Origin of the sequence: Pseudomonas sp. (genome assembly GCF_030147005.1) — a bacterium.
Classification (GTDB): domain Bacteria; phylum Pseudomonadota; class Gammaproteobacteria; order Pseudomonadales; family Pseudomonadaceae; genus Aquipseudomonas.
The window spans coordinates 1-12972 of record NZ_JASLAW010000031.1 but is presented as its reverse complement, the minus strand read 5'-3'; the positions used below and the strand labels follow the sequence as shown (position 1 = coordinate 12972).

The window sequence follows — 12972 nt, the reverse complement described above, 5'->3', positions numbered from 1 at the left end:
TTGCTCCCGCTGGGCCGCGAAGCGACCCCAGAAAATGGGACTGCTGCGCAGTCCAGCGGGAGCAAGCTCCCTCGCCACGGTAAAGCGCTCCTCCTTAACTGACTGGCATTAGGGCAAGCCCCCTCTCACATTTGGCCTCATTTCAATTCCCTGCCTGCGTTTTGCCCCTCCATCACCCAGATCAATCTTGCTATCCACCCTCCATTCGCACACTTAGACTCAGGGCAATTCCTTAAAGGTAAGCCGCCATGTCCGAGACGCTGCTCAGTTCCCGCAATCTGGCTTTCGAGCTGTACGAAGTCCTCGATGCCGAGGGCCTGACCCAGCGCGAGCGGTTTGCCGAGCACAATCGCGAAACCTTCGATGCCGCTATCAGCACCGCGCGCAGCATCGCCGAAAAGTACTTCGCGCCCCACAACCGCAAGAACGACGAAAACGAACCGCGCTACGAAGACGGCAAGGCGATCCTGATCCCGGAAGTAAAGCCGGCCGTGGACGCGTTTCTCGAAGCGGGCTTCCTTAACGCCGCGCGCAGTTTCGAAGCCGGTGGCATGCAGTTGCCGACCTTGCTGTCCCAAGCCTGCTTTGCGCACTTTCAGTCGGCCAACGCCGCGTCCACGTCCTACCCGTTCCTGACCATGGGCGCCGCCAACCTGATTGAGAGCTTCGGTACCGAAGAGCAAAAACAGCGCTTCCTGCAACCGATGATCGACGGGCGTTTCTTCGGCACCATGGCCTTGACCGAGCCACACGCCGGCTCGTCCCTGTCGGATATTCGTACCCGCGCAGAGCCTGCGGCTGACGGCAGCTATCGCCTTAAGGGCAACAAAATCTTTATCTCCGGCGGCGACCATCCGCTGTCGGAAAACATCGTGCACATGGTGCTGGCCAAGCTGCCCGACGCACCGGCCGGGGTGAAGGGCATTTCGCTGTTTATCGTGCCCAAATTCCTGGTCAACGATGACGGGAGCCTGGGTGAGCGCAACGATGTATTGCTGGCCGGGCTGTTTCACAAGATGGGCTGGCGCGGCACCACGTCCACCGCGCTTAACTTCGGCGATAACGGCAACTGTGTCGGCTATCTGGTGGGCAAACCACACCAGGGCCTGAGCTGCATGTTCCAGATGATGAACGAAGCACGTATCGGCGTCGGCATGGGCGCGGTGATGCTCGGTTACGCGGGCTATCTCTATTCGCTGGAGTACGCCCGCGAACGTCCCCAAGGCCGCCTGCCGGACAGCAAAGACCCGAGCACCGCGCCGGTATCGATCATTCAGCACGCCGATATCAAGCGTATGTTGCTGACGCAAAAAGCCTATGTGGAAGGGGCCTTCGACCTTGGCCTGTACGCCGCACGCCTGTTCGACGACACCACCACCCTGCCAACCGAAACCGAACGCAAACAAGCCCACGAGCTGCTGGACTTGCTGACCCCCATCGTCAAATCCTGGCCGTCGGAGTTCTGCCTCAAGGCCAACGAACTGGCGATCCAGATTCTCGGCGGCCATGGCTATACCCGTGAATATCCGGTGGAACAGTACTACCGCGATAACCGCCTGAATCCGATTCACGAAGGCACTCACGGCATCCAGTCCCTGGATTTACTCGGGCGCAAATTGGCGCAGAACGGCGGCGCCGGGCTCAAGCAGTTGATTCGACTGATCGCCGAGACAGGCGCCCGAGCTGAGCAGTACCCATCGCTCAAAGCGTTAAGGGAACCGCTTGAGCAATTGGTTCAGCGCCTGCAAAGCGTCACCCTCGGCCTGCTGAGCGATCTCGCACAGGGCAAGGTCAACAGCAGCCTGGCGAACTCGGCGCTGTACCTGAAAGTGTTCGGGCACACGGTGATTGGCTGGCGCTGGCTGGAACAGGCGATTCGCGCCGAAGAAGGGCTGGCCAAAGGCAACGCGGCCGATGTGCCCTTTTATAAAGGCAAGCTCCAGGCCGCCCGCTACTTCCTGACCTGGGAAGTACCAAGCTGCCATCATGAACTGGCGATTCTGGAGGCACGCGACGATACATGCCTGGGGATGCAGGACGCGTGGTTTTGAGCCTTACGACCATTCGTCGGCATCAGTCGACACTTGCAGATGTTGACAGGTGCCCAGGAAATGCGAGTCGCCTAAGCTCGCCCTACCTGACTCGTAGTTCGGCAGTGTTTCAGGAGAACGGCAGATCGTTATCTGCACTCATCCAAACCTGGAGCACGGCTCATGAGCCATCAAAACCGAACAAAGGGTACCTATATCGGAAACGATCCCGCGGATATCTTTCTTTGTATTGGAGATAGTTGGACTGACGGGACCCTTTCGCTGACGATCACGCGCAAGCTATACATCACGTCTAAGTACGACATGAATTACGACATCCTCCTTGAAGGAGAAGATGCCAGACACCCAGAGAAGGGTGCCGTGCGTTTGATCAGAACCGGTGTAGCCAATAGCAATCAGAGCTATGCCCTACCGATTCCTGACAATTTGGATGCAGACACCCCTGAATTTTTTTTGACGATCAGGCCAGGGGATGAACATAAGGATCCAAACGGGAGTATGTGGAAAATTAACGGCAGGACCTTTAAGACGGATGCACAGGGCGTGCTGAAGATGGAACTTGGCCGTTAAAACCCTTAGCCACCGTGACCGGCCTGCCCTCACCCTGCACACCCGCCTGGCTGGCTCCGTTAATCCCCCTGGCCGATCGCCTTGGAAATCACCTCGACCGTGGCGCTGACTTGCTCTTGGTAACGGTCAAGTTCATGTTGGTGAGCCTGCTGCATTTCGATCTGCTCGGCGCACAGGTTCAGCGCGGCCAATACCAATAATTTGTCACCAATGAGGGTCGGGTACTTTTTCTTGGTCGTGGCCAGGGAGGCCTTGAGCATGGTCACGGCGTGCATCAGGGTTTGATCTTCCCCGGCCGGCGCTTTGATCGAGTAATCCTCTCCGAGAATCGAAACGACCCTTATCCCTTCATTCATGCGCTGACAGGCCCTGCGCTCACACGCTCAACCAGCGCCTGGATGCGCGCAGCGGTAGCGCCATGCTTTTCTTCCTGTTCCATCAGGTTCAGTTGCAGGCTGTCGTTTTCGTCCCTTGCGCGGGCCAGTTCCGCCTTGAGGGATTCGTTGCTGCCCAGCAGGTCTTGATTTTGCTGTACCAGGTCGCTGACCAGTTGTTCCAATTGGCTGAGGGATGCTTCTAACATTTTGATTTCTCGGGCTTTTTAAAAGGGCGGTGACGATAAAGAAAATTCACCTCGGATGCCAGGGTTATCCCCCGGCGCGCAGCCCGATTCTTAAGGGCCGGGCCGCGCTTTCGTGCCTTAGTGACTGCAATTACCCGATCTGGTTCCTGAATCCATCCAACCCATGGCCAGGCGCGACAAAAGCGCGCACCCCTTAAGACTTTAGTCGCATGGCCGATAAGCGATGCACACCCCGTCTCATGGCCGCATGGATCGCGCTCCCCCCAGGATTCCAGCATGTCTCTTCGTAATATGAATATCGCCCCGAGGGCCTTCCTCGGCTTCGCGTTTATCGGCGCCTTGATGTTGTTTCTCGGCGTGTTCGCGCTGAACCAGATGAGCAAGATCCGTGGAGCCACCGAAGACATCACCTTGTCCAGCGTGCCGAGCATTCGCGCCCTCGACGAATTCACCCAGCTGACCTTGCGCCTGCGCGTGTTGTCGTACCGCTTGCTCACCAACCGCGAGCCGGAGGTGCAGCAAAAAACCCTGGAAGCCTTCGACGTACGCAACCAGCAGATCCGCACCGCCCAGGGCGTGTATGAAAAGCTGATCGAGGGCGACGAAGAGCGCGCCACCTACAATGAATACGTGCGGTTGCTTGCTCAGTACCATCAGATCGAAGAGCGCATGAAGAGCCTGTCACGGGCCAACCAGGTCGACGAATTGCGCGCCCTGCTCAACACCGAGCTGCTGAGCAACTCCGAGCAGGTCAATGCGGTACTCAGCCGCCTGCTGGACATCAACAACACCATGGCCCTGGCCACCAACCAGCAAGCCGAAGACCAGTACGACCTGGCATTCAACATGGTAGTGGGCCTGCTGGTGATCGCCACCGCGCTGACCTTGCTGTTCGCCTGGCTGCTGACCCGCAGCATCACCGTGCCGATTTCCCAGGCCCTTGAAGCGGCGGAAGAAGTGGCCGAAGGCAACCTCACGCGCCCGATCAAAGTCGACGGTAACGATGAAGCCGGCCGCCTGCTTGCCGCCATGGCCAAGATGCAGGACAAACTGCGCGACACCCTGCAACGCATCGCCGGCTCGGCCACGCAACTGGCGTCGGCCGCCGAAGAACTCAACGCCGTCACCGACGAAAGCGCGCGCGGCCTGACCCAGCAGAACAACGAAATCGAACAAGCCGCCACCGCCGTCAACGAGATGACCAGCGCGGTCGAGGAAGTCGCGCGCAATGCCGTGAGCACCTCCGAAGCTTCGCGCAACGCCACCACCTCTGCCGGTGATGGGCGCGACCTGGTGCAGGAAACCGTCAGCGCCATCGAACGCATGAGCGGCGATGTGCAAGCCACCGCGACCTTGATCGGCGAGCTGGCCAATGAGTCCCGCGATATCGGCAAAGTGCTGGACGTGATCCGCGGCCTGGCCGACCAGACCAACCTGCTGGCCCTCAACGCGGCGATCGAAGCGGCGCGCGCCGGTGAGGCCGGGCGTGGTTTTGCCGTGGTGGCGGATGAAGTGCGGGCGCTGGCCCATCGCACCCAACAGTCCACCAGCGAGATCGAGCGCATGATCGGCAGCATCCAGACCGGCACCGAGCATGCGGTGGATTCGATGCGCAACAGCACCGAGCGCGCCGAATCGACGCTGAACATCGCCAAGGGCGCTGGGATGTCGCTGGATACCATCAATACCGCGATTGTCGAGATCAACGAGCGCAACCTGGTGATCGCCAGCGCGGCGGAAGAACAGGCGCAAGTTGCCCGGGAAGTCGACCGTAATCTGGTGAATATCCGTGACCTGTCGGTGCAATCGGCGACAGGCGCCAGCCAGACCAGCGCAGCCAGCAGCGAGCTGTCGCGCCTGGCCGTGGATTTGAACGGAATGGTGGGCCGCTTCCGTCTCTGACTGACTGCACCGATTTGAAATGTGGGACGAGGCTTGCCCTAATGCCAGTCAGTTAAGGAGGAGCGCTTTACCGTGGCGAGGGGGCTTGCTCCCGCTGGACTGCGCCGCAGTGCCATTTTATTGGGTGGCGTCGCGGCCCAGCGGGAGCAAGCTCCCTCGCCACAGGCCGACGGTTGCCTGCTCTAGCGCTTAACTGACTGGCATTGAGGCTTGCCCCCTCCCACATTTGGAGCTGGGCGGAAACCTTCACGATGGGATTCCCCCCACAAAAGCTTTTTGACAGCACAGCAATTCAACAGGTTAGAATCCCTGGCACGTAGACTGCATGGTCAGTTTGCGCCCTGTCTTCCCTGCTCCGGAGTACTGCCTTTGAATGCGACAACCATCAACAGCCTGTTCTTGATCGGCGCGTTGCTGGTGAGTGCGAGCATTCTGGTGAGTTCTCTTTCGTCGCGCCTGGGCATTCCGATCCTGGTGATCATCCTGGCCGTGGGCATGCTCGCCGGTGTCGATGGCGGCGGCATCATCTTCGATAATTACCCGACCGCCTATCTGGTGGGCAACCTGGCGCTGGCCGTTATCCTGCTCGACGGCGGTTTGCGCACGCGGGTGGCGAGTTTCCGGGTGGCACTCTGGCCCGCGTTGTCCCTGGCCACGGTGGGGGTGTTGATTACCACCGGCCTCACCGGCATGGCCGCGGCCTGGCTGTTCGACCTCAATATCGTCCAGGGCCTGCTGATAGGCGCCATTGTCGGCTCCACGGATGCCGCGGCGGTGTTCTCGCTGCTGGGCGGCAAGGGCCTGAACGAACGGGTCAGCGCCAGCCTGGAAATCGAATCCGGCAGTAACGACCCAATGGCGGTGTTCCTGACCGTGACCCTGATCGACATGCTCGCCAGCGGCCAGACCGGCCTGCACTGGAGCCTGCTGACCCACCTGATCCGCGAATTCGGCATTGGCGGCCTGGTTGGCCTGGGCGGCGGCTGGCTGATGTTGCAGATGGTCAACCGCATCAACCTGGCCAACGGGCTGTACCCGATCCTGGTGATCGCCGGCGGCCTGTTCGTCTTCGCCCTGACCAACGCCTTGCACGGCAGCGGCTTTCTCGCCGTGTACCTGTGCGGCCTGGTGATCGGCAACCGCCCGGTGCGCAGCCGGCATGGCATCCTGCATATGCTCGACGGCATGGCCTGGCTGGCGCAGATCGGCATGTTCCTGGTGCTGGGCCTGCTGGTCACGCCCCATGACTTGCTGCCGATTGCCCTGCCCGCCCTGGGCCTGGCGCTGTGGATGATCCTGTTTGCGCGGCCGCTGTCGGTAATGGTCGGCTTGCTGCCGTTCAAGGCGTTCCACGGGCGCGAAAAAGCCTTTATCGCCTGGGTCGGCCTGCGCGGTGCGGTGCCGATCATCCTCGCGGTGTTCCCGCTGATGGCCGGCCTGCCCCATGCCCAGCTGTACTTCAACCTGGCGTTCTTTATCGTGCTGGTTTCGCTGCTGGTGCAGGGCACCAGCCTGCCGTGGGTGGCCAAGTTGCTGAAAGTCACAGTACCGCCGGACCCGGCGCCGATTTCCCGCGCCGCCCTGGAAGTGCATGTCACCAGCGAGTGGGAGCTGTTCGTCTACCGCCTCGGCGCGGAGAAATGGTGCATCGGCGCCGCCCTGCGTGAGTTGAAAATGCCTGAGGGCACGCGGATCGCGGCGCTGTTTCGTGGCCAGCAACTGCTCCATCCGTCGGGTAGTACGGTGCTGGAAGTCGGCGATTTGCTCTGCGTCATCGGCCATGAACACAACCTGCCGGCCCTGGGCAAGCTGTTCAGCCAGGCGCCGCAACGTGGCCTCGACCTGCGCTTTTTCGGCGACTTCGTCCTCGAAGGAGACGCCCAGCTGGGCGCGGTTTCGGCGCTGTACGGGCTCAAGCTGGAGGGTATCGACCCGGACATGCCGCTGAGCCGCTTCATCACCCAAAAGGTCGGCGGCGCGCCGGTGGTGGGCGACCAGGTGGAATGGAACAACACCATCTGGACCGTCGCGGTCATGAACGGGAACAAGATTGGCAAAGTCGGCGTCAGATTCCCCGAAGGAAGTCGCCCGGGCCCCGGGCTCTTCCTCTAAACTGCGGGGCGATAACGCCCCGATTCTTCACCTTGCTCGACCGGTCTCTATGCCAACCCTGCGCACTTTTCTCGCCACTGCCCTGCTGGGCCTGACTCTTTGTGTCGGCACCGTTCACGCGGCCGACCCGCCCAGCGCCGACGCTATCCAGCAAACCCTGGACAAACTGCCCGACCGCAAGCTGCCCGACGCCGACATGAAGGCGTTGCAGGGCATCCTGCAACAGACCCTGACGTACCTGGCCAACAAGCAGGATTACGAGCAGCGCCTGGCCGATCTCAAGCGCCAGCTCGAAGATGCGCCGCGCCAGACGGTCGACAACCAGCGCGAGCTGACCCGGCTCAAGGGCACCAAGATCGTGCCCGTGGCCCAACGCTACGCCAACCTGCCGGTGCCGCAGCTTGAGCAATTGCTGGTGCAGCGCAGTACCCAGCAAGGCGACCTGCAAAAAGAGCTGGCCGAGGCCAACAGCCTGACCATCGCCGCCCAAACCCGGCCCGAGCGCGCCCAGACCGAAATCAGCAGCAGCCAGACGCGCATCCAGCAAATCAATTCGACCCTCAAGTCCGGCAAAGACAACGGCAAAGCCCTCAACGCCGACCAGCGCAACCAGCTCAACGCCGAACTCGCCGCCTTGAACGCGCTGATCCCCCTGCGCCGCCAGGAACTGGCCGGCAACAGCCAGCTGCAAGATTTGGGCAACAGCCAGCACGACCTGATCCAGGAAAAAACCGCGCGCCTGGAGCAGGAAATCCAGGACCTGCAAACCCTGATCAACCAGAAGCGCCTGGCCCAGTCCCAGCAGACGGTGACCCAACAGTCCATCGAAGCGCAGAAAGCCGGCGGCAGCAGCCTGCTGGCCACGGAAAGCGCGGCCAACCTGAAGCTCTCCGACTACCTGCTCAAAAGCACCGACCGGCTCAACGACCTGACCCAGAAAAACCTGCAGACCAAGCAGCAACTGGACACCGTCACCCAAAGCGATTCGGCGCTGGACGAGCAGATCAACGTGCTCAAAGGCAGCCTGCTGCTGTCCAAAATTCTCTACAAACAGAAACAGGCCCTGCCACGCCTGACCGTCGACCGTGACCTGGCCGACGACATCGCCAACATTCGCCTGTACCAGTTCGAGGTCAACCAGCAGCGTGAACTGATCAGCTCCCCCAGTGCTTACGTGGATAACCTGCTGGCCAACCAGCCGCCGGACGATGTCACCCCGCAATTGCGCCGCACCTTGCTGGAGCTGGCGATCACCCGCAGCGACCTGCTGGAGCGCCTGAGCCGTGAATTGAGCGCACTGCTCAACGAATCCATCACCCTGCAACTGAACCAGAAACAACTGCTCAGCACCGCCACCACTCTGCGCGCCACGCTCGATGAGCAGATGTTCTGGATTCCGAGCAACAAGCCGCTGGACACCGAGTGGCTGGAAACCGTACCGGCGCACCTGAGCAAGCAAGTCACCACCCTGCCCTGGGCCTCCAGCGTCAGCGAACTGTATGACGGCCTGACCCAGCGCCCGTGGCTGTTCCTGCCGCTGCTGCTGTTGCTCGGCGCGCTGCTGTGGCGGCGCAAGGCGCTGTATCAGCGCCTCAACAAAGTTCACCTGGACATCGGTCACTTCAAGCGCGACAGCCAGTGGCACACGCCGCAGGCAATCCTGATCAATATCCTGCTGGCGATGCCGGTGTCCCTGGGCCTGGCGCTGTGCGGCTATGCGTTGCAGATCGACGCCCGTGGGCAAAACGCCAACCTGGGCTCGGCGCTGCTGCAGATCGCCCAGGCGTGGCTGGTGTTCTACACCGCTTACCGCATCCTGGCGCCCGGCGGCGTGGCCGAGCTGCACTTTCGCTGGGAAAAGCCCCAGGTCGAATTCCTGCAGGGCTGGGTACGCAAGCTCGGGCTGGTGGTACTGGCGCTGGTGGCCGTGGTTGCCATCGCCGAGCACCAACCGGCGGCGCTCGCCGAAGACGTGCTGGGCATCGCCGTGGTCCTCACCTGCTACGCCTTGATGGCGTGGCTGCTAAGTCGCCTGCTGCTGAACAGCCCCACCCATGAAAAAGCCTCGCTGTTTCGCAAGACGATCGGGCTGGTCTTCACCGCCCTGCCCGTCGCATTGTTCATTGCCGTGTGCTTTGGCTACTACTACACCGCCCTGAAACTCAGCGACCGCTTGATCAACACCCTGTACCTGCTGATGTTCTGGCTGGTAATCGAAGCCACCTTCGTGCGCTGGCTGAGCGTTGCCGCCCGGCGTCTGGCTTATGCCCGCGCCCTGGCCAAACGCCAGGCCGCCAAGGACGCCGGTGACGGCGAAGCGGTGCTTGAAGAGCCGACCCTGGACATCGAAAAGGTCAACGAACAATCCTTGCGCCTGATCCGCCTGGCCTTGCTCGGCGGCTTTATCGCAGCCCTGTACTGGGTATGGTCGGACCTGATATCGGTATTTTCCTACCTCGATAACGTCACGCTGTACGAATACACCAGCGGCACCGGCTCGAATATCAGCATGGTGCCGATCAGCATCGGCGACATGCTCGGCGCGCTGATCATCATCGGTATCACCTTCGCTCTGGCACGCAACCTGCCCGGTTTGCTGGAAGTGCTGGTGCTGTCCAAACTGGAACTCGCGCAAGGCAGCGCGTATGCCACCACGACGCTGCTGTCCTATGTGATCGCCGGCGTAGGTTTCGTCTCGACCTTGTCCACCCTGGGCGTGAGCTGGGACAAGCTGCAATGGTTGGTGGCCGCGCTGTCGGTTGGCCTGGGTTTCGGCATGCAGGAAATCTTCGCCAACTTCATCTCCGGCATCATGATCCTGTTCGAACGCCCCGTGCGCATCGGCGACACCATCACCATCGGCAACCTGTCGGGCACGGTGAGCAAGATCCGCATTCGCGCCACCACCATCACCGATTTCGACAACAAGGACATCATTGTCCCGAACAAAACCTTCATTACCGGGCAACTGATCAACTGGTCGTTGACCGACACCATCACTCGCGTCACCTTGAAACTGGGCGTGGACTACGGCTCCGACCTGGATCTGGTGAAGGAATTGTTACTCAAGGCCGCCAAGGAAAACCCACGGGTGCTCAAAGAGCCCGAGCCCCATGTGTATTTCCTCAACTTCGGCGAAAGCACCCTCGACCACGAGCTGCGCATGCATGTGCGCGACCTGGGCGACCGCAACCCGGTGCTGGACGAGGTGAACCGCTTTATCAACCGTGAGTTCAAGAAACAGCACATCAACATCTCGTTCAGGCAGATGGAAATCTACCTGAAAAACATGCAGGGCCAGGAATACAAGCTGGTGCCGGCCGAGGATGAGCGCAAGACCATCGTCGCGCCCGAGCAGGATGCCCCCGAGCCGCCCGCCGGAAAGGTTGAAGATGCGCCTGAACCACCGCCGAGCAAACTCGACTAACGAACTTACCCCCAGCAAAAAGCTGGGGCGTCCTGCTGGAGATGCGCGGTGAAAGCCCTCGACGAACTGACCTTCGACAACCGCTTCGCACGCCTGGGCGATGCGTTCTCAACCCACGTTTTGCCCGAGCCCCTCGATGAGCCGCGCCTGGTGGTGGCGAGCGACGCCGCCATGGCCCTGCTCGACCTCGACCCTACCGTGGCCGAAACACCCCTGTTCGCCGAGCTGTTCGGTGGCCACAAGCTGTGGGCCGAAGCGCAGCCGCGGGCGATGGTCTATTCCGGGCACCAGTTCGGCGGCTACTCACCGCAACTGGGTGATGGCCGTGGGTTGCTGCTGGGCGAGGTCTACAACGACGCCGGCGAACATTGGGACCTGCACCTCAAGGGCGCCGGCATGACGCCCTACTCACGCATGGGCGATGGGCGCGCAGTATTGCGCTCCTCGATCCGTGAGTTCCTCGCGTCCGAAGCGCTTCATGCATTGGGCATCCCCACCAGCCGCGCCTTGTGCGTGATCGGCTCCAGTACGCCGGTGTGGCGTGAGAAGCAGGAACGCGGCGCGATGGTGTTGCGCCTGGCGCCCAGCCATATCCGCTTCGGGCATTTCGAGTATTTCTACTACACCAAAAAGCCCGAGCAGCAGGCCGAACTGGCTGAACACGTATTGAATGTGCACTACCCGCAATGCCGCGAACAGCCTGAACCCTATCTTGCGATGTTCCGCGAAATCGTCGAGCGCAACGCCGAAATGATCGCCAAGTGGCAGGCGTATGGCTTCTGCCACGGCGTGATGAACACCGACAACATGTCGATCCTGGGCATCACCTTCGACTTTGGGCCATTTGCGTTTCTGGATGATTTCGACGCGCACTTCATCTGCAACCATTCCGACCACGAAGGGCGTTATTCCTTCAGCAATCAAGTGCCGATTGGGCAATGGAACCTCAGCGCCCTGGCGCAGGCGCTCACGCCATTTATCAGCGTTGACGCACTGAAAGAAGCCCTGGGCCTGTACCTGCCGCTGTACCAGGCGCACTACCTGGACCTGATGCGCCGCCGATTGGGGCTGACTACCGCCGAAGAGGATGACCAGAAGCTGGTCGAGCAACTGCTCAAGCTGATGCAGAACAGCGGCGTGGACTACACGCTGTTCTTCCGACGGCTGGGCGATGAACCGGCTACGGTGGCCGTGACCCGGTTGCGTGATGACTTTGTCGACATGGCCGGGTTTGATGCCTGGGCCGAGCGGTACACCGCCCGTGTCGCCCGGGATGGTGACTACAGCGAAGAACAGCGCCGTGAGCGGATGCACGCCGTGAACCCGCTGTACATTCTGCGCAATTACCTCGCGCAAAACGCCATCGCCGCCGCCGAAGCGGGGGACTACAGCGAAGTACGGCGACTGCATCAGGTACTGAACAAGCCGTTTGAGGAACAAGCCGGGATGGAGCAATACGCGCAGCGGCCGCCGGATTGGGGCAAGCATTTGGAGATTAGTTGTTCGTCGTAAAAAGGCTCGCGGTATTCACGACTAGATGAACATGCTCACCGGCACGTTGAAAAAATCCGCCAGCCAACGAATCTGTCGTTCAGCTGGCGTTTCCACCCACGATTTCCGAGACCACCGATTCGGCACCCACACCCGGCAAATCACTCTGGGTCAGGCCATGCTCCTGCATCATTGATCGCAATACATCGACACCGCTTGCCTCACGTATTGGCCAATGCGCCAAGTCATAGGCCTCGACCCAATCACCGATGATATCGACCACGCCCATCGACGGGTGAGCTTCGTGCTCCCCCTACGATATCCAGCAATTCGTCGAGCGCCTCTACCAGCACATCATAGTCAGCCTCGGTTTTCGGCTTACGCAACAGAGGCGACATGAATCGCCAATGTTCGACTACCTGCTCGATCAATACACTCATTTTCGGTTACTCCTTCCATTTACCTGGTCGTATTCCCGGTGGTCCAGAACATGCCGGATATAAAGGCGTTGCATTTGGTAGCACACAACCGCAATGAGTCGTAGCTTGTTGCCAGCGATGTTGAAAACGTGTAACCCACCTACCTTATCCACTGCGGGAAACACCGATTTCAACGCCGCGCAATTTTCAGGATTTTAGAACTTTGATTTCCGATACCGCTCGTCCAGAGCACTGGCTGGATAAGGCCAAGTTACTTGGCATTTCGGATTTGTTTTGCACTGATAACTCCCAAGCAACATCCCTATCGCATTTTGCTATGACGTTTAAACCCGAACAGCGACTATCGTAATTTGCTATAGCCAAGAACGGACCAATGGTGCTCTTTCGAGCCGTCAC

General features: G+C 60.4%; 9 protein-coding genes and 1 pseudogene. 6 read left to right on the top strand and 4 right to left on the bottom strand.

Annotated features, from left to right (window positions below; translation table 11 throughout):
- Window positions 1–248 precede the first annotated feature (248 nt).
- The gene (locus Q1V60_RS02495) at window positions 249–2051 is read left to right on the top strand and encodes an acyl-CoA dehydrogenase (RefSeq protein WP_300627157.1); all 1803 of its coding nucleotides are present in this window, start codon (window positions 249–251) and stop codon (window positions 2049–2051) included.
- A gap of 162 nt (window positions 2052–2213) precedes the next feature.
- Complete coding sequence (locus Q1V60_RS02490) at window positions 2214–2621, top strand: hypothetical protein (protein ID WP_300627154.1); 408 nt, start codon at window positions 2214–2216, stop codon at window positions 2619–2621.
- Window positions 2622–2680: 59 nt separating this feature from the next.
- Here Q1V60_RS02490 and Q1V60_RS02485 read toward each other — a convergent pair whose 3' ends face one another.
- Both Q1V60_RS02485 and Q1V60_RS02480 read right to left on the bottom strand, forming a co-directional pair.
- Window positions 2681–2977, bottom strand: a complete 297-nt coding sequence (locus Q1V60_RS02485; RefSeq protein ID WP_300627152.1) for a cell division protein ZapA — start codon at window positions 2975–2977, stop codon at window positions 2681–2683.
- The gene (locus tag Q1V60_RS02480; RefSeq protein WP_057724384.1) at window positions 2974–3204 is read right to left on the bottom strand and encodes a hypothetical protein; all 231 of its coding nucleotides are present in this window, start codon (window positions 3202–3204) and stop codon (window positions 2974–2976) included. Before Q1V60_RS02480 ends, Q1V60_RS02485 begins: the two co-directional genes overlap by 4 nt.
- Before the next feature lie 276 nt (window positions 3205–3480).
- Here Q1V60_RS02480 and Q1V60_RS02475 point away from each other — a divergent pair, with 276 nt between their 5' ends.
- The 4 genes from Q1V60_RS02475 (at window position 3481) to selO (ending at window position 12157) form a co-directional block, all read left to right on the top strand.
- Window positions 3481–5106, top strand: a complete 1626-nt coding sequence (locus Q1V60_RS02475; protein WP_300627148.1) for a methyl-accepting chemotaxis protein — start codon at window positions 3481–3483, stop codon at window positions 5104–5106.
- Between the two features lie 369 nt (window positions 5107–5475).
- On the top strand, window positions 5476–7218 hold the full coding sequence (locus tag Q1V60_RS02470; RefSeq protein WP_300627146.1) for a potassium/proton antiporter: 1743 nt from the start codon (window positions 5476–5478) through the stop codon (window positions 7216–7218).
- A gap of 49 nt (window positions 7219–7267) precedes the next feature.
- Window positions 7268–10645, top strand: coding sequence for a mechanosensitive channel MscK (mscK, locus tag Q1V60_RS02465; protein ID WP_300627144.1), 3378 nt, complete (start codon window positions 7268–7270; stop codon window positions 10643–10645).
- A 48-nt stretch (window positions 10646–10693) separates the two neighbouring features.
- Complete coding sequence (gene selO / locus Q1V60_RS02460) at window positions 10694–12157, top strand: protein adenylyltransferase SelO (RefSeq protein ID WP_300627142.1); 1464 nt, start codon at window positions 10694–10696, stop codon at window positions 12155–12157.
- Window positions 12158–12178: 21 nt separating this feature from the next.
- Here selO and Q1V60_RS02455 read toward each other — a convergent pair.
- Window positions 12179–12576, bottom strand: a pseudogene (locus Q1V60_RS02455) (transcriptional regulator).
- On the bottom strand, window positions 12573–12728 hold the full coding sequence (locus Q1V60_RS02450) for a type II toxin-antitoxin system HigB family toxin (protein WP_300627140.1): 156 nt from the start codon (window positions 12726–12728) through the stop codon (window positions 12573–12575). Before Q1V60_RS02450 ends, Q1V60_RS02455 begins: the two are co-directional and overlap by 4 nt.
- Window positions 12729–12972: the final 244 nt, after the last annotated feature.